The following is a 17,770-nucleotide window of genomic DNA, read 5'->3' as shown; positions in this document are numbered from 1 at the left end:
CCGAATGGACTTTTTATTTTTTATCAAGTGTTCAATTTAATTTTACAATCGGCGAAGATTAAAATTTATAACTTTGTGCGTACACGTAAACAACCAAGTATTACTGTGCGAAGAAGAAAATATTTTAAGCCGGCTGTTGCTAAATTAATTATTGGTAATGTACAAGATTACGCAGATGCAATTGAACGTCGCGCTAAGGAAGCCCCAGCTAAAGAGGATGCTACTGATAAGAAGCCAGCTTCTAAATCTAAGCGGGTTAAGACAATTACTAAGCGTAAGATTTTAGCTAAAGTTATAAAGAATGATAAGATTGATAAATCTATTCAAAAGAAATTAGAAGATAAGATTGCTTCAATTGTGAAGACCAACTTTATTAAGCCAGTTAACAAGCGGGGAAGTTTTTCGGTTGAAGATGGTGAAAAAGTTATAGCTGAACTTAGTCCTTTTTATCAAAATATCAAGATTGATCAAAAGTATCGCAAGAATGCTGAAAAAGCGGCTGAAAATAAGGAAACAGAAACTAAAGAAAAGCCTGAGCAACATTCTAAGGATCAGAATGAAAGTCGTGAAGGTCAATCTAAGGACTTTGAGCGTAAGAATAATCAGAAGAATAGCAATAATCGAAATAATAATCAAACGCAAAATCAACGTAAGCGACAAAATAAGCATCCTTTTGAGATCAGAAGAGAAAATAATAACCGCTCACGTAATAATCAGTCTAACCGCCGCTATAATAATCGAAATAATTATGATAGTCGGAATAATTATGAATTTGATGAAGCTAGCGGTTTGCGTGAACGCTACAATACAGTAATCAGAAATTACAATCAACTGGAGCAAAGATATAATGCTTTGCAAGATAAATATAATCAGGCTTTAGATGATAAAGCTAGATTGATCGAAGAAATGGGCAAGAAGAACGAAGACTTACGTCGTGTATTGATCGACGTTTTGCGAAAAATGTAGTTTTTGGTAAAGAAAGAGACTAGTAGTCAATTTGAATTGATTACTAGTCTTATTTTATGTTTATGAAATATGATTTAGCTTAAAAATTAAAAAAATATGTGTAAAAAATTATTTTTGTGTAGTAATATTAAAGTACGATAAATATTTTTATTAATGATTAATGGAGGAGAAGTATGAGTTTAAAAGAGCTATTTAAAAGCAATGTGTTTCGAGCCTGCATTATTATCTTATTGTATGTTTTATACGCATTATTTGGGAGTTTTAGTGAATATTTATTTAAATATGCTCTGAATTCAATTACTGCTGGTAATTTTAATACATATGTTTATTGGCAAATAATGCAGTTTGTTTTAGCATTATTCACTTCGTTGCTTTTACCAATTACTACCGTTGTTTTCACTAGGCAGACGCAAAACTATCTGCATAAAATTCGGCAAGAAATCATGCATCATTACTATGATGAAAAAAGTGATGAAAAAGTCTCTAGTATGCAGAACCGATTAACAGCCAATTTAAAAATCTTATCAGATGATTATGCTACACCTTGGATTACTATTTTAAGTGGGATTTTAGAGATTGTGATTGCTATTGTTTTACTAGCAAGCATGAACTGGATTCTAATTTTGGTTACTGCCATTTTAGCTGTGATTACACTTTTTGCTCCTAAAATTATGGAGAAGAAAACATCAGCTGCCACAGATAAAGTAAATAAAAAGAATGAAAAGCTGTTAAATACAATTGCTCATTGGCTTGGTGGATTGCAGGAACTACGTCGTTATAGTGCATACAGTCGTTTGGTTAAGCAAATTCATCGATCAAGTAGTGATTATGTGGACGCAAGTAAGGGTAGTGCAAAATTAAGAAGTGTAAGTTATTTGATTAATGCTTTTAGCAATTCAATTGCACAAATTGGTATGAGCTTTATTGCTGGAATCATGTTTTTGCTTAATATGATTTCATTCGGTGATTTTGCAGTTGCTAGTGGTTTTGCATTTACGATTTTTTCAGCAATTTGGAATATTACTCAGTCGTTAACGCAAGTTAAGTCAACTAAGGCTTTACGCGAACAGATTACCGATTTAAGAAAGCAAGTTCCTGATGAAAATAAAGATAAAGTATCAGCCTACGGTCTTAAAGTTTCAGGCTTGTCTGTAAAATACGATCAGGGGGAAACAATTTTTTATCCTGATTTTACAATAAAAAAAGGGCAGAAAGTTTTGCTTACTGGCGATTCAGGAACAGGAAAATCAACCTTGTTTAATGTTTTGTTAGGTAAGCTAAAACCTGAATCTGGTACGGTGACCTATCTAGATGAAAATGAAACTATCATTCCTGAAGGAAAAGCTAGAATTGGCAATATGCCGCAAAATCCAGTAGTTTTTCCCGCAACGATCAAAGAGAACATTACAATGTTTAACGAAAATTTGCAGGATAAGCTTCAAGATGTTGTTCAAGCAGTTCAACTCCAATCCGACTTAGCCAAAATGCCAGATGGTGTTAATACAACAATTGATCTAAAAAGTGAAAATTTGTCTGGTGGACAACGGCAAAAAGTTGTTTTAGCGCGAACGGAAATACACGAGCAATCGTTTGTTTTAATGGATGAAGTAACTAGTGCGATCGATCAAAAAGCTACCGAAAAAATCATTGATGAATTGCTCAAAACAGATCAAACTATTTTGATGATTGCTCACAACTTTACGCCAGAATTAAAAGCAAAATTTGATCAAGAAATTAAATTAAAAAGTAAGAAAGGGGATAAAGTAAGATGAATTTGAAAGCTTTTATTAAAACCAATCCAGTTCGTTTCTGGTTAACTGCAATTGGTTGGATTATTATTCCTGCTTTATCAATTACCAATACTTACGTTGTACAAGAAGAGACGAATATCCTTTTAAGTCGTAATTGGACTAAGTTTATTTTAATCGATGTTCTTGCTTTTCTGATTATGTTAGTTGACTATGGTGTGAGTGCTTTAGTTGATTATCAGCAGCAGGCTCAGGTACAAGACTTAAATAATCAAGTTAGAGATAAAATTGTTAAGCGATATTATTATGACGGGAAAAAGCATACTGTTGCACAGATGCAAAATCGTTTGACTAATGATTTACAAATGCTTAACAATAACTACTTTATTAATGTCTTCTTATTGATTTATGGTGTGTCAACGATCGTTTTTGTTTTAATTTATCTTATTTTATTGAGTTGGCAATTATTGTTGGCTATTTGTTTGATGGTAGCTATTTCTCTTTTGCTGCCAAAGTTAACAGAAAAGCCGTTACAAAAAGCAACAGAATTAATTTCTGACAGCAATCAAAAATATTTAGATACATTAAATGATTGGTTATCTGGTCTGGATCAACTTCAACAATTTTTAGCTGGAGCTAAACTATTTTCCGTAATAGAAAAAACATCAAAAAAATTAGAAGATGCTAATGTTAAGCAAACGGCTTATATTAAACTGCTTAATGCTGTAAATGGAATTGTTTCCGCGGCTTTTGGTTTAGCATTGTTTGTGCTTGCTGGTTGGTTGGTTAAAAATCATCAAATTCCAATTGGTGCCTTATTGGTAGTCGGTAATTTTCGGTATTACTTAAATGGAGGAATTGATACACTTACTAACGGGTTAGGAGCAATGAAAGGTAGTAAAAAATTACTTGCCGAAGTTGATAAATCTGCTAGTGATATTCCGATGCAAGCTGAAAAAGATGTAGTTATGCCTAATGTAATTAAAACAAAAGATCTAGTTTTAAAGTTCCCTAATGGAGAAAAATTGACTTATCCTGATCTGGAGATTAAGCAAGGCGAAAAGATTTTATTAACTGGCGATTCTGGTGCAGGTAAGTCTACTTTGTTTAAACTAATTTTAGGTGAACTTAAGCCTAGTGCAGGTAAAGTTGTTTATGAGGATAAGGCTGGTAAGAAAATTAATCCTGATTTGAGTAAGATAGGCTATTTACCGCAAGATCCAGTAGTTTTTCCAGCATCGATTGAAGAAAATATTACGATGTTTAATGAAAAACTGAATGGAAAAGTTAAACAAGTAATAAATGAAGTGAACTTTGCTGATGATATCGCTAAGTTTACTGAAGGACTAGATGAAAAGATTAATCTTGATAAGCTGAATATTTCCGGAGGTCAAAGACAAAAAATTGTATTGGCTAGAGCAAAAGTTCACAATAGTGATATTATCTTGATTGATGAGGGAACTAGTGCAATTGATCAGAAAGCTACAATGTTGATTTTGAAGAATTTATTGAAAAGCAAAACGACGATTGTTTTTATTGCCCATAACTTTAATGAAGGAATGCATCAGTTGTTTGATCGAGAGATTCATTTAGTAAAAGAATAGTTGAAGAAAGACACTGCATTTTTAGGGATGCAGTGTCTTTACTTTAGTTTGGAAAGATATAGGTATTGAAACTGTTATTCTTATTTATTTTAAAATAGCTTAGTAATTGATAAGCCATCCAGTCAGTATCGTCTGCTTCAAAAAATATTGAAGGATAATTTTGAAACATTTTAACTAGAATAGTTTCAATAAAATTATTAGAACTAAACCTATCCCAAGAACAGATGTATGCAATCTCGTTGTTTTCAGTGAATACAAGATTATCTATTTCTCCGAGTTCATTAGTACTATAATATCCAGTTTTTGTTGGAACTTCTTGGATAAACGTGTCAATATTAGCAGTTAATGGTGACACAGATTGATGAACTTGTTTGTAATATTTATAAAGTAATTGGCAACATGTTCTGTAATCGGGACTTTCTGTATTGAAAAAATGAAGAGATAATTTGTTATTGATCTCAATTTTTAAATCTTTTTTGTTGACGGTAAGCGTATAACAGTGTCGTTTGCAGATAAAACCATTTCTTAATAAAAAATCTACGATTGGATTTTCATTTGAATCAATCATGACTTGCAATGCTTGGTGCTCTGCTTGAACTATTTTTGAAAATGGAATATTTACAGAGTAATCACTTAGATTGAATTTTAGATAAATATATTTGTTATGAAAAAGATTGTGATAAGTAGAAATAGTGCCTAGATGCTTATCGTTATCAGTTACTTTGTAGATTTTAGGAGATATTTTTTCAATTTTTGTAGTCATTTTTTATCCTTTTGATAATTGAAATTAATTTTTGATCGGTTCCGTTTTTAATTATGAAGTTATAAATCGGTTCATAATTGAGCACAGGGAAAATAAGATCAGGATCAATTTTAGGTATAATGTCAATCATTAATTTCTTACTAATTACGTTGAGATTTTTAACTTCTTGAGCATTTCTTATCTTTCTTTTTGCTTGTGAAGGAGGATAACCTTGTCCCCAAGGCTGTTCAAAAAGATTTTTTATAGTCTGCTCAAAATTGATTTCACCACTCCAACCCCAATTAAGTCCTAGTGGAAAGGAGACAACATTGCCGTTATTGATATGACCAAAAAGAAAAGCATCTTGTGGAGTGGGGATATAACCACATTGAATATTAGGAAAAGTATTTCATGCAAGCATCATTCCTTGTCCAGAAGTACATCCTGTCACAATGAAGTCAGTCGCCTTGCTATTAATTAATAATGCAACAGCTAGGGAAACTTGCACGTAAGATAGACTAGCCGAACTATCTTGATAAATACCAAAATTGAATACTTGATCATTGGATCCTACAGATTCTTTGATATACTTCTCTAATATGAAATTTTTACTTTTTTGCGATGTAGCTTGAATAATACCTATTTTCACAAATTTTACCTCAAAGGTTTATTTTGAAAAAGCTTTATAATATTGCGTAGGAAAATAAATAAGAAGGTGAGCACAATGAAAGACAGAATTATTGGTGGAACTCCTATTAAATTAAGTCACGTCTTAATTGGCATGATTGTAGTGATTTTTCTTTCACTGTTTTTAGCAGAATTTGGTTATCAACCTTGGTGGCTATTTCTTATTGTACTAATTTTAGGCGTATTTTTAACTTTACCTACCTGTTTTAGTTCATATTGGCAAATTGATAGTAAGAATATCACATCTATCACTTATGATAGCAACGATGCACTAAAATTGCTCCAGTTACTTGGTTTGCGTAAAAAAGATAAGCAAATCATTAATTTGTCAGAGATAAAGAATGCTTCTGTTGTTTATCTTAAAAATTTGCGTCTCAGTCCTATTGATTTTGATCTCGATTATCTAGATTTAATCTTAGATCTAAATAAAGGAACGAAGGTTACCTTATCACTTGGAAGTATTGAATATCACAAACTAGATTCTATTCTAACTTCGACGAAATAATTTCAGTAAAAGAATATCAATCTAAATCTCAACATTATTATCCATATAGCAAATAAGACTTCAAGTCATGATAGGTTAGAAGCCTTATTTTGAATGATACAATCTAATTTCTATGGAAGAGATTACCAAACCAACTATGGTTCTTTTTAGCCTCTTCTTTTCGTCGTTGTTCACGATCTTCTAACATTGCCTTAGCCAGCATATCAACTGTTTGAGTTAATTGTGCTTGATTGTCTCGTTGTTGCTTATCTCTAAATGAACTACTATTTTGATACTTATTCATTAACGTATCATCATCAAGCCATTTATCAAAGTTTTCCACGTCAAGGATAAAGCCAGTACTAGTTTGTTGTGATGCAATGTGATATTTTCTAGGCAAATATTTAAAGTAGCGATCAAGCATAGTAGAGCCACTGTTTTTCGCCGTTTGATCGGAGATTTTATTGAAAAGCTCTTTATTGATTTGAGCTTTTAGCCGGTCATCTTGTTTAATAAATAAGATATCGCTACCAATTTTTGCTTGATTGATTAACATTCCCCAGTCATTCCGACCAACGAATAGGGAATAATCGTAATTTTCTTCAAAATACTTGCTGACTTGGTTATACATATCAAATTTATCAAGTGCAGTTTTTAAAACATGCTTGATTGGATATAAGAAGTCTTTTTCAATCTTCTGTGCGTCTTCAACACTAACGTTAGTAAAGAATTTTGCTAATTCAACTTGACAATATTTAAAAAGATCATCATTTGCACGGCTAAATAAGCTAGTTAATGCTGCATTACGTTGATCACTTTCACCTGAAAAAGTAGATTCAAAGCTTAAGTACCATAAACGACGCATAATTTCAGGCTTTAGTGAAAATTGTGATTTAATAGAGCTTTCTTGTCTATTCATCGTGAAAATGAATGCTGGTGAGGGATGAGTTAAATTACGGTTGTTAGTAACTTCCTTGATGAATCTTTCAAAGTAAGTACGCGTTGTAAGTTCAGGACTGACATCATCAATCATTAATGGACTTACAGGACCATTTGTATATACATAGTCACTTAGCGTGTTGGTAATTGTCATATTGATATTACTCTTGCCAAAGGCATAATTCTTTGGATCCATCATTCCACTATCTAAGAAATTATGAGCACCAATTAATTTAGCGGCTAGTCTTTTCCCTAGGGTGGACTTACCAGTTCGACCTTGTCCGATTAGTGCTGTAGCAATAGGCACGTCCTCTCTAGATACGTTGCTTCCAGATAATTCATATAAATTGCGGATTTTCCAAAGCCATGGTGATTCATACAGAAACAACATAAAGTCACAAGCTTGCCAGCCTTCACCAACTTCTTTGTAAGTATTATATTCATGAGTGATATCACAGAAAAGCTGAAGTGCATTTTTTAATTGCTCTTCAGTTAAATCAGAAGTAATAACTTCAGAAGGGATGTTATCACCAATTTTAGAGGCTTGGAATAATTGACCATTATTGTAAAACTGAACAGGAACAGGGAAGAGATCTTCTTCTTTTTCAATTTGTGTTGTATCTGCTTTTGCCTTTTTGTCTTGACGAATAATGTGCTGAGTTAAGCTATATAAATCTTGCCCGATTGTATCTAGCTTACGTCTTTTATTGCCACCTTCACCAAATAAAGTAACTGTTTGTGAAGCAACAAGCTTTTCATTTTCAGATAATTTCTTTAATTCATCATCTTTGCTGTAATGGTCACGATACTTTTTGATCTCTTCAGCTGGAAGAATGATGATGTCTTTACCAGTTGAATTAGGACTATTTTTAATTTCTAGAGAAGAATCCTGCATCACATGAATGCGTAGCTCTTCTTTATCTTTGTCTTTTAAATAACCAGATAATTTTTTAGCATCAATGTATGTTGCAGCTTGATCAAGGTTATCCTGAAACATTTGTTGGTAGCAATTGAACAATGGATCAGAAGTATTGCCGTAGTCCCAAACTAATTGCTCCATATTTTTATTAACAGCCGCATCGGTAAGATTCATTGAACCCGAAAAGACGGAGTACTTGCTTTGATTTCTCATTAAATAAAGCTTAGTGTGAATCAAATTCTGTTTGGTGAAGAAAAGTTGTAAACTACCATCTAAAATGCGTTTAGTGAAGGTACTATCTTGGTGCTCGTAACTATATTCAATCAAATCACGACGCTTATTTAAAATTTGGTCAATTCTTTTGCCAATTGAATTTGATCCATTATCAGTTAGTCCAAGAATTAGTGTGATCTGGTCAAAACGTGGTAGAAGATTTTTCTCAATAAATTTAATGTTGGAAACAAAGGAAATACCTTTAAACTCAGAGAATTTATTTGATTCTCTTTGAAAATCAACTAATTGCCAAAAATCGGCATTGGAAATTAATTTTTGATCAGTATGATTGAGTATTTCTAATCCCATATGAAATCCTTTCGTGAGTATACAAATATTTGCTTTTAGTGTATCGTGAAAAATTGAATTAGAGCAAGGAAAAATTAATTTATCATTGAATTTATAAATTGGATTAAGTAAAATTTGATTCAAATAACGGTAGTAAAAAAATATATAATATGTTATTGCTTGGGAGACAATTATGACAACAGTATATTTTGTAAGACATGCTCAACCTGATTTATCAGTTCATGATGATTTAACACGTCCTTTGACAGAAAAGGGGTTGCAAGATAGAAAAAAAGTAACTGATTACTTTAGAGATAAACACATCGACCAAGCTTTTTCTAGTCCATTCAAGCGTGCAATTGATACAATTCAACCAGTTATAGACGAGAAGAAACTAACATTATCATCTATTTCTGACTTTAGAGAAAGAAAAATTGGTGATGAGTGGATTTCTAATTTTCATGAATATTGTGAAAGACAATGGGAAGATTTTGATTATAAGCTAAGAAATGGCGAATCTTTAAAAGAGACGCAGGAGAGAAATGTTGCAGCTTTGAAGCTAGTTTTGTCCAAATATCAAGATCAAACTATGATTATTGGTGGACATGGTACAGCAATTGGATCAGTAATTAATTACTATGATCCAAACTTTAAATATCAAGCCTTTGCTATGATCCAGCCAAAGAATCCATTTATTGTGAAAATGAGCTTTGATGGAGAAAAATATTTGGAGTATAAAGTAGTTACTTTTTAGTAAAAAGATAATCTCATAAAGTAAGAATGGTAAATCAAGGTACTAATAACCAGATTTACCATTTTTTTATTTGTTATATTATAGCTTATGTTAAATTTTATCCTGAGCAATGAAATTATCATAAATGGTTTTGATAACTACTTCTTCATCTTGCCGTCTGGTACCAATCATAATTGAGATTTGGGATGCACCCTGGTTAATCATTTGAATGGAGATGTTCTTTTTACCAAGAGGGTAAAGCAGGCTAGCACATAAAGTCAACTTGTCCTTCATCCCTTCACCGACTACCATGGTAATGGCATAATCATCGATCCATTGCATTTGATCAGGATTTAGACTAGTTTGAATCTCATTACAGATAACATCAATTAATTGATCAGTTAAGACATCTTTTTTGAAAATAATGGTAATATCATCAATTCCAGATGGCATATGTTCATATGAAACGTGATGTTTTTGCAAAATTTCCATTAACTTCAAGGTGAAACCAGCACCTTTATTTAACATATATTTTCTTAAATAAAGGGCCGCGAAGTTTTTGCCTCCGGCAATACCTGTGATTGTGTGTTTAGGTATAAAGCCGTCCTCTGGTACGATCATTGTCCCAGGTTTTTCTGGAGCATTAGTATTTTTAACATTGACAGGAATTTCGCCTTGAATAGCAGGAATTAAGGCTTCATCGTGAAAGACGGAAAATCCCGCATAAGATAGTTCCCGCATTTCTTGATAAGTCATTCTTTTAATTGGCTTGGGCTGATCAACGATATGGGGATTGGCTGAAAAAATAGCATCGACATCGGTGAAGTTTTCATAAAGATCAGCGTTTAACCCCCTAGCTAGAATAGCACCGGTAATGTCAGAACCACCGCGAGAGAAAGTAGCAATATGTCCTGATGGTGTAATGCCATAGAAGCCAGGAAAAATGATCTTTTCATCTTTTGCAGCCTTAATTCTTTTTAAGTTCACATAAGTTTCAGGATTGACTTCAGCATTATTAGAAGTGCCAGTGACAATTAAACCTACATCTTTTGGCTCTAAAAATCGTGCTTTAATTCCTTGATGATTTAAAATTTTAGCAATCAAAATTGCATTAAGACGTTCTCCGTGTGCTTTAAAGGTTGCCATGCGGTAGTCATTATTAGGGTAACTTAGCTTCGGCAATGTAAGTAGAAGCTGCTTAATATCCTCTAATTCTGCTTCAGGCAGCTCAAAATATTGGGCAATTAATTCATAACGCTTAAAAATACGGGTAGCGATGTCTTGATAATTATTACTCCTCAAGCTCATATATGCGTAAGTGATCATTAGATCGGTTACTTTAATATCATCCTCAGTTCTTTTGCCCGGTGCTGAGACTACAACGACTTGTCTTTCGGGATCGGCATTAATAATACTTAGGGCCTTATCTACGCTATTACCTGAGGCTAGGGAAGAACCTCCAAATTTAACAACTTTCATATCTATTTTTCCTTAACTATTATTTCAAATCTAAAATTGAACTGATTTCTTTTTCCATATCATTTGGTTCAATAATTTTTTCGGTCTTGGGTTCACGATCAAAAAGGGCACGCACACCGATTGATAATTGACCGCCTAATTCATCATGCAATTCTTTAATTGCACCGACGCCAGTTTGCATACTAGGACCACCAGTGATGGCTTCATACACCGTTTCTGGGAACTTATATGGACTGGCCGTTGAAACAATGACCATTGGGGTTTGATCGCCGGTCTTCTTTTGATATTGATTTGCTACAAAAGAGCCAACAGCAGTATGTGGATCAATTACATAGCGGTCATAATTGTAGACCCGTTTGATTTCTGATTTAACCTCTTCTTCTGTTGCAAAACCAGCTGCAAAATTTTTTTGTAATTTAGTGAAAACTTCACCGCTAACTTGATAATGACCGCGTTGAGTCAATTGATTCATTAAACTAGCGACTTCATAGTTATTTTCGTCATAAAGGTCAAATAAAAGTCGTTCCAAATTGCTGGAAACTAGGATATCCATTGCTGGTGCATTGGTTAAATGGAACTTACGTCGCTTATCGTAGACACCATTATTAAAGAAATCAGTCAATACATTGTTTTCATTAGATGCACAAATCAACTTTTTAATAGGCAAACCTAATTTCTTAGCATAATATCCAGCTAGGATGTCACCAAAGTTACCTGTTGGCACAGCAAAGTTAACTTCGTCTCCTAGTTTAATTTCTTGTCTGCGTACTAATTGTCCATAGGTGTAGAGGTAGTAAGAAATTTGCGGAACCAGACGACCAATATTCATCGAATTAGCTGAAGAAAATTGATAGCCATTAGCATTAAGTCGGTTTTTGAAAGAATCATCGTTGAAGATTTTTTTAACTTCAGTTTGAGCATCGTCAAAGTTACCTTTGATTGCAATTGCACGCAAATTGTTGCCGCGTTGGCTGAGCATTTGCTTAAGTTGAACAGGACTAACGCCACCTTCAGGATAAAAGACTATGACATCGGTACCCTTTTGATTAGCAAAGCCACGCATTGATGCCGTACCAGTATCGCCAGAAGTAGCGGTTAAAATAATAATATCTTTAGCAATCTTTTCAATTTGAACAGCTCTGGTCATTAATTGTGGCAACATTTGCAAAGCTATATCTTTGAAGGCAAGGGTAGGACCGTGAAAAAGCTCCATGTAAAAACGGTTATCGTGCTTTTCGATTGGAACAATGCTGCGATCATCCCATTGTTCACTATAAGCGCTTTGAACTGCAGTGGTGATTTGCTCCTTAGTAAAGTCATCAAAGAATAAGCTAATAACCATGGCAGCGATTTGCTTGTAGGAAAGTTTGGATAAATCTTCTAACTTAAAATTAGCTTGAGGAAATGCAACAGGCACGTAAAGCCCACCGTCTTGAGCCAAGCCTTGAATAATTGCTTGAGGTGCAGTTAAAGTGTTTTCTTTTGAACCTCTAGTACTACGATATTGCATAAACAATCTTCCTATCTTATGAAATATTAATATTATAACTATTGTACCTTGATTAGCAGCTATGATACAATCATAAAAATAAGAAAATCATTAAAAAGAGGATAAGATCAAATGGCCATCAAAATTGCATTGCTTGGATTAGGAACAGTTGGTTCAGGTGTTTTAAAAATAATTAAAAATAATAAAAAGAAGATTAGACAAACAAGTGGTGAAGAAATCATCATTGAAAAAGCTCTAGTACGTAATCCAGAAAAACATCGTAATTTAGCTAACGAAGTGATGCTAACTACAGATTTCGATTCGATTTTGCAAGATCCCGAAATTAAAATTGTAGTTGAATTAATAGGTGGGCTTCATCCTGCTAAGGAATATATTACTGCAGCAATCAATGCTGGAAAAAATGTAGTTACGGCCAATAAAGACTTAATGGCAACTTTTGGTTCGGAATTGATTAATTTAGCTGCAAGTAAAAAGTGTGATTTAATGTATGATGCTAGCGTTGCAGGCGGGATCCCTATTTTGCGGACCTTGGCTACCTCTTATTCCAGTGACATTATTTCCGAAATTCAAGGAATTATTAATGGTACGACGAATTATATTTTGTCACAAATGGGGGAAAAGGGACTAAGTTACGAGGAAGCGCTGAAAAATGCTCAAGAGCTGGGCTTTGCGGAGGCTGATCCCACTAACGATGTTACAGGTAAGGATGCAGCATACAAGATTGTAATTTTAAGCAAGTTTGCTTTTGGTACCAAGATTAGTATTGATGATTTTACTATTCAAGGGATTAATAATCTAAAGGATTTTGACATTAAACAGGCTCAGAAGTTAGGCTATGTCATTAAGCTGATTGGGATTGCCAAAAATATTAATGGTAAATTATTTGTAGAAGTTGCTCCATGTTTGTTGCCAGAAAATGCGATTATGGCGCATATTAAAAATGAACTAAATGCTTTACAAATTAAGAGCCAAAGCCTAGGAACAGCAGTATTCACAGGCCCTGGTGCGGGTAGCTCTGCAACGGCTAATTCAGTCATGAGTGATGTGATTACTGAAATAAAAAACGTAGTGAAAAAGACCACCGGTCAGCCATTTAGTAATTTCTCCCATGTTATGCAATTAACAAGTTCGGAGGATGTGAAGTATTCCTATTATTTATCTTTCGAAGCAGAAGAGACCTTGTTTGATTTGAGTAAATTACTCTCTGATTTGGAAATTCCGGTTCGTGAGATTAAACAAGTACAATCAAGAATTGTAGTTGTAACCGAAAATATTAGTCGACAACAGCTCCAAGATTTAGCAATTCAAGATCAATATTTAAAGGCTAGCTATAAGATTTTACAGTAAAGGAAGGGAGAAAAAAATGATTATTAAAGCACCAGCTTCAACGGCAAATTTGGGCCCTGGCTTTGATTCACTTGGCATGGCGGTTTCACTTTATTTGGAAGTAGAAGTTTTAAGCGTAGCTGATCGCTTTCAGGTGGATCATGTGATGAAAGGAATTCCACATGATGAAAAAAACTTAATTGTTAAGACTGCACTAACAGTTTATCCAGGTTTACAACCGCTTCATTTACGCGTCAAAAGCAATATTCCGTTGGCTCATGGTTTAGGCAGCAGTTCAAGTGCTATTGCTGCCGGAATTGAATTGGCTAATCAAATTGGTAAGCTGGGACTATCAGATGAAGAAAAGGTTCAATTAGGAGCTAAAATCGAGGGACATCCTGATAATATTGCACCGACTATTTTGGGCGGCTTGGTTGTTGGGGCTGAAGTTAACCATCATTTTGATGCAGTTGAAGCACCACTTCCTCCATATGCGTTGGTGGCTTATGTACCCGATTATAATTTGGAAACTAAGACAGCTAGAGCAGTTTTGCCTAAAGAATTAGCTTTTGGCGTAGCTACGCATGGCTCAGCAGTTGCTAATACTTTAATTGCTAGTTTGTTTGCTCAAGACTACCCTAAAGCAGGAGAATTAATGGAACAAGATGTATTCCATGAAGTTTACCGAGAAAAACTAGTGCCAGAACTTGTAAAAGTGCGGGAGGTAGCTCATTCAAAACATGCCTTGGCAACTTATTTGAGCGGCGCAGGTTCAACTATTATGACGTGGATTGAAGATAAACATGTAGCTGGATTTTTGTCGGGCTTACGTAAACATGATTTAAAAGATGAGACATTGATCTTACATCCTGATGAACAAGGTGTCCAAGTTATCCAATAAAAAAGACTGACCAAACGGTCAGTTTTTTAGTCATCAAAGGTTGCGGCAAAACTATCACCATCAACTAGCATTCTTTTAGCATTGACAGCATACCAATAAGGAATAACCTCAGTGCCATTTTCTTGCTCGAATTCGCAGTCGGCCATTTTTAAAATTTGATCTAAATTTTTAGCACTGACGTTAGGGTAGAGCTTCAGCAAAGCTTCTTGAGTAATGCCACTTTGCGTAAAGCCACTAGCGGGATAGTTGGCAGAAAAAATATCAGAAAAATCATCTAAGTCATATCTAGGCTTAAATTCTTCATCAAAGTATTTGATTTCGATGTTTTCAATTTCCATAAAGGCACCAAGCTGTTTTGCCATGTAAGGGAACTTATTAGCTAGTTGTTCAACAGTAAACCCATTATTTGCTTTAGCTTGTGCATTGGGATGCAGTTTAAGCCAAGCTTCACGTATATTATGACTATCTTTTCTTTCAGTAAGAAGGTCTTTGACTTTTTGAATAGCTGCATTGTGTCTGTTCAAGGCTTTTTGCCAGTCTAGTCGATTAGGATATAGTTGTCTATAGCGTACAGACAAAGGATGGTTGATTGCGTTGTAGATAAAATTCAGCTTGTCAGTGGTATAAGAGGTTAGCTCATCGTCACGCCACATTAATTCATAGTAAGAACTCATGGAAAGACACCTTTCTATCTGGTTAGACTAATTAATAATTTAACTGAATAGTATCATTTTTGGCTCCATTTAACAAAAGTGATAAAAATGTCTATTTAGATTGGTCAGAAGCAAAACTTTTGTTAAAATTAATGTGTTTATTATTAGTATTCGCTCAAAGGACTTGACAAACTATGGATCAACTTGATAAGTTCAATCGACGCTACAATTTTCTTTCAAAATTGTCAGCTGCCTTCTTTTATTCAATTGCGGTTGCAGTTGCCCTGAACTTTTTTTGGACGCCGGGACATATGTACTCGTCAGGAATCACGGGTTTTGCGCAATTAATTAATACTGTAAGTGAAAGATATCTACCGTTTACATTATCAACATCAATGATGTACTTTCTTTTGAACTTTCCTTTATTTATATTGGCTTGGTTCAAGATAGGACATAAATTTACTTTCTTCACCATCGTTGCTGTTGTTCTAGGTTCTATCATGATGCACGCTATTCAACTTTGGCAGATGCACCTGGATCCACTGGTTTGTGCGATTTTTGGTGCTTCGATCAACGGTGTTGGAACTGGGATGGCATTAAAGAACGGTATTTCAACTGGTGGACTGGACATTATTGGTATTGTAATTAGGCAAAAAACGGGCATTAGTTACGGAAAATTTAATATTTTTATTAATTTGATTATTATCGCTGCTGCGGGATACATGTTTGGTTGGACACGTGCTCTTTATTCCGCTTTAACTATTTTTATTAATGGGCGAGTAATCGATGCGGTTTACACCCAACACCAGAAGATGCAAGTAATGATTGTTACTCAGCACCCACAGCATATTATCGATGGAATTCAGAATCGAATGCATCGTGGAATCACTATTTTGCACGATGCTGAAGGTGCATATAGTCATATTGAAAAGACAGTTTTGATTACCATTATTGATCGATATGATATGTATGATATTCGCCAAATCGTGCAAGGAGCAGATCCGTATGCTTTCATGAGTGTTAGTGAAGTTGAAAAAGTATATGGTCGCTTCAAGGAGCAAGAAATCGTTTAATGGATAGCCCTTAAACCTTGATATATAAGGATTTATAAATGAAATTTGAATCCTAGGGGCACTTTGGGAGCAAAACTATTCAAAAAGAAGCAGAAATGCTTCTTTTTTATTTGGAGTGGCTTTTTGTAATTCTGGCTTTATTATTGGTCTTTGTTAAAAGTGATTAAAAATGATATTATTTCGATTGAGGGATGTTGATATATCGTGGATCATTTAGTGTATTCTCCACGAGTGTGGAGGTGATCCTAGCTGTTTCGTCTTCTCTAACTGATTTTGTAGGTATTCTCCACGAGTGTGGAGGTGATCCTCATCAATTACTAAATCACTTATATCATAACTAGTATTCTCCACGAGTGTGGAGGTGATCCCTTGCATCAAGTCTTTATCATCAATCTTGTACCGTATTCTCCACGAGTGTGGAGGTGATCCCTTGTTGTGGCACTGGCTTTTTAAGCTCATTTGGTATTCTCCACGAGTGTGGAGGTGATCCTGCTGTCATAGATCAAGGCATTACTAATGTGGCGTATTCTCCACGAGTGTGGAGGTGATCCCTATACTAGATTGGTAAGAAGCAACGTCAACGCGTATTCTCCACGAGTGTGGAGGTGATCCTGTATAGAACTTCACGCTTAGCGTTCTTTTCATAGTATTCTCCACGAGTGTGGAGGTGATCCTATAAGCCACTAGAACTCTGACATCGTTTAGCAGTATTCTCCACGAGTGTGGAGGTGATCCCATAAGCTTCACCTACGATTTTTTGATAGTTTTGTATTCTCCACGAGTGTGGAGGTGATCCTGTATGTTTCTCGTATGATATTTGCTAATGATAGTATTCTCCACGAGTGTGGAGGTGATCCCAGTTTAGGTACCATTTTTTGACGATCAAAATCGTATTCTCCACGAGTGTGGAGGTGATCCCAATTTCTTCCTTCGACATGTCCTTAAGAGCATGTATTCTCCACACATGTGGAGGTGATCCTGACAGCTCTGCTGTAGTGATCGAATCAGACAAGTATTCTCCACACATGTGGAGGTGATCCTCCGACGGGGTACCCCGCGGCTGTCCATCATCGTATTCTCCACACATGTGGAGGCTAAATAGCTGCTCTGAAAAATATGTTCTATAGAGTGACTGTTTTTGTATATTATTTAAAAATATTGTTGATGGTGCACGGAGATTGCGTTCACTTATATAGTGAAAAGATGCTAAGAAATCTAAAATAGAATCGAGATGAATTGGTAATCTGGTAATCGTAAGAAGGACTTAGCTACTAATCGTTGTATTCAATTTTGATAACAAATTAGTTAAAGAGCAAAAAATGTGAAGAATTATAAATTCGTAAATTGCAATAATAAATTGAACACTTAAGCTGCTTGATAGATATGATCCAATTCTCTTTCAAAAATTTCATCTGGTGTATGATATGCCAATATTTTTCTTGGTA

Annotated in this window: 14 protein-coding genes and 1 CRISPR repeat array; of the genes, 8 read left to right on the top strand and 6 right to left on the bottom strand. The window is 34.6% G+C overall.

The window, feature by feature from the left end; genetic code table 11:
* From CP368_RS06590 to CP368_RS06580, 3 genes are all read left to right on the top strand, one after another.
* Positions 1 to 966: hypothetical protein (locus CP368_RS06590; protein ID WP_098045881.1), on the top strand; the 966-nt coding region annotated here is incomplete at its 5' end.
* 173 nt (positions 967 to 1,139) lie between these two features.
* Complete coding sequence (locus CP368_RS06585) at positions 1,140 to 2,738, top strand: ABC transporter ATP-binding protein (RefSeq protein WP_180707106.1); 1,599 nt, start codon at positions 1,140 to 1,142, stop codon at positions 2,736 to 2,738.
* On the top strand, positions 2,735 to 4,318 hold the full coding sequence (locus CP368_RS06580) for an ABC transporter ATP-binding protein (protein ID WP_098044251.1): 1,584 nt from the start codon (positions 2,735 to 2,737) through the stop codon (positions 4,316 to 4,318). The genes CP368_RS06585 and CP368_RS06580 overlap by 4 nt, the downstream gene beginning before the upstream one ends.
* 43 nt (positions 4,319 to 4,361) lie before the next feature.
* Here the strand turns inward: CP368_RS06580 and CP368_RS06575 are convergent, their stop codons facing one another.
* Positions 4,362 to 5,081 (bottom strand): hypothetical protein, encoded by a 720-nt coding sequence (locus CP368_RS06575; protein WP_057726910.1) that lies wholly within the window; start codon positions 5,079 to 5,081, stop codon positions 4,362 to 4,364.
* Positions 5,082 to 5,469: 388 nt separating this feature from the next.
* Positions 5,470 to 5,709, bottom strand: a complete 240-nt coding sequence (locus tag CP368_RS06570) for an RpiB/LacA/LacB family sugar-phosphate isomerase (RefSeq protein ID WP_005719224.1) — start codon at positions 5,707 to 5,709, stop codon at positions 5,470 to 5,472.
* A 75-nt stretch (positions 5,710 to 5,784) separates the two neighbouring features.
* Here CP368_RS06570 and CP368_RS06565 point away from each other — a divergent pair, with 75 nt between their 5' ends.
* Entirely contained in the window at positions 5,785 to 6,252 is a 468-nt protein-coding gene (locus CP368_RS06565) for a hypothetical protein (RefSeq protein ID WP_098045880.1), read from the top strand.
* Between the two features lie 103 nt (positions 6,253 to 6,355).
* Here the strand turns inward: CP368_RS06565 and CP368_RS06560 are convergent, their stop codons facing one another.
* Positions 6,356 to 8,671: a phospholipase D family protein gene (locus tag CP368_RS06560; RefSeq protein WP_089146780.1), complete on the bottom strand. Its 2,316-nt coding sequence runs from the start codon at positions 8,669 to 8,671 to the stop codon at positions 6,356 to 6,358.
* A 172-nt stretch (positions 8,672 to 8,843) separates the two neighbouring features.
* Here CP368_RS06560 and CP368_RS06555 point away from each other — a divergent pair, with 172 nt between their 5' ends.
* A complete protein-coding gene (locus tag CP368_RS06555; RefSeq protein WP_089143271.1) occupies positions 8,844 to 9,404 on the top strand; it encodes a histidine phosphatase family protein in 561 nt (186 codons plus the stop codon).
* Between the two features lie 90 nt (positions 9,405 to 9,494).
* On the opposite strand, the gene CP368_RS06550 is transcribed toward CP368_RS06555, so the two are convergent.
* On the bottom strand, positions 9,495 to 10,862 hold the full coding sequence (locus tag CP368_RS06550; RefSeq protein ID WP_054833014.1) for an aspartate kinase: 1,368 nt from the start codon (positions 10,860 to 10,862) through the stop codon (positions 9,495 to 9,497).
* A 19-nt stretch (positions 10,863 to 10,881) separates the two neighbouring features.
* On the bottom strand, positions 10,882 to 12,372 hold the full coding sequence (gene thrC / locus CP368_RS06545) for a threonine synthase (protein ID WP_061204764.1): 1,491 nt from the start codon (positions 12,370 to 12,372) through the stop codon (positions 10,882 to 10,884).
* A 111-nt stretch (positions 12,373 to 12,483) separates the two neighbouring features.
* Here thrC and CP368_RS06540 point away from each other — a divergent pair, with 111 nt between their 5' ends.
* A complete protein-coding gene (locus tag CP368_RS06540) occupies positions 12,484 to 13,719 on the top strand; it encodes a homoserine dehydrogenase (RefSeq protein ID WP_013086456.1) in 1,236 nt (411 codons plus the stop codon).
* Positions 13,720 to 13,735: 16 nt separating this feature from the next.
* Positions 13,736 to 14,599, top strand: coding sequence for a homoserine kinase (gene thrB, locus CP368_RS06535; protein WP_013086455.1), 864 nt, complete (start codon positions 13,736 to 13,738; stop codon positions 14,597 to 14,599).
* Between the two features lie 26 nt (positions 14,600 to 14,625).
* On the opposite strand, the gene CP368_RS06530 is transcribed toward thrB, so the two are convergent.
* Positions 14,626 to 15,273 carry a temperature-sensitive replication protein gene (locus CP368_RS06530; protein WP_089143274.1) on the bottom strand — a complete coding sequence of 216 codons (648 nt, stop codon included), beginning with the start codon at positions 15,271 to 15,273 and terminating at the stop codon, positions 14,626 to 14,628.
* Positions 15,274 to 15,446: 173 nt separating this feature from the next.
* On the opposite strand from CP368_RS06530, the gene CP368_RS06525 reads away from it, so the two are divergent.
* A complete protein-coding gene (locus tag CP368_RS06525) occupies positions 15,447 to 16,325 on the top strand; it encodes a YitT family protein (protein ID WP_061204761.1) in 879 nt (292 codons plus the stop codon).
* 218 nt (positions 16,326 to 16,543) lie between these two features.
* Positions 16,544 to 17,419: direct repeats of the CRISPR family, unit length 28 nt; unit sequence GTATTCTCCACGAGTGTGGAGGTGATCC.
* Between the last annotated feature and the right edge of the window lie 351 nt (positions 17,420 to 17,770).

Origin of the sequence: Lactobacillus sp. UMNPBX17, from assembly GCF_002553735.1 — a bacterium.
Classification (GTDB): domain Bacteria; phylum Bacillota; class Bacilli; order Lactobacillales; family Lactobacillaceae; genus Lactobacillus; species Lactobacillus gallinarum.
Note: the sequence above shows the minus strand (reverse complement) of the source record. Positions and strands in the feature narration are given on the sequence as shown.

Bases quoted from the DNA above. Each gene is read 5' to 3' on its own strand.
- CP368_RS06585 (WP_180707106.1), top strand. From the start codon at position 1,140: ATGAGTTTAAAAGAGCTATTTAAAAGCAATGTGTTTCGAGCCTGCATT.
- CP368_RS06580 (WP_098044251.1), top strand. From the start codon at position 2,735: ATGAATTTGAAAGCTTTTATTAAAACCAATCCAGTTCGTTTCTGGTTA.
- CP368_RS06575 (WP_057726910.1), bottom strand. From the start codon at position 5,081: ATGACTACAAAAATTGAAAAAATATCTCCTAAAATCTACAAAGTAACT.
- CP368_RS06565 (WP_098045880.1), top strand. From the start codon at position 5,785: ATGAAAGACAGAATTATTGGTGGAACTCCTATTAAATTAAGTCACGTC.
- CP368_RS06560 (WP_089146780.1), bottom strand. From the start codon at position 8,671: ATGGGATTAGAAATACTCAATCATACTGATCAAAAATTAATTTCCAAT.
- CP368_RS06555 (WP_089143271.1), top strand. From the start codon at position 8,844: ATGACAACAGTATATTTTGTAAGACATGCTCAACCTGATTTATCAGTT.
- CP368_RS06550 (WP_054833014.1), bottom strand. From the start codon at position 10,862: ATGAAAGTTGTTAAATTTGGAGGTTCTTCCCTAGCCTCAGGTAATAGC.
- thrC (WP_061204764.1), bottom strand. From the start codon at position 12,372: ATGCAATATCGTAGTACTAGAGGTTCAAAAGAAAACACTTTAACTGCA.
- CP368_RS06540 (WP_013086456.1), top strand. From the start codon at position 12,484: ATGGCCATCAAAATTGCATTGCTTGGATTAGGAACAGTTGGTTCAGGT.
- thrB (WP_013086455.1), top strand. From the start codon at position 13,736: ATGATTATTAAAGCACCAGCTTCAACGGCAAATTTGGGCCCTGGCTTT.
- CP368_RS06530 (WP_089143274.1), bottom strand. From the start codon at position 15,273: ATGAGTTCTTACTATGAATTAATGTGGCGTGACGATGAGCTAACCTCT.
- CP368_RS06525 (WP_061204761.1), top strand. From the start codon at position 15,447: ATGGATCAACTTGATAAGTTCAATCGACGCTACAATTTTCTTTCAAAA.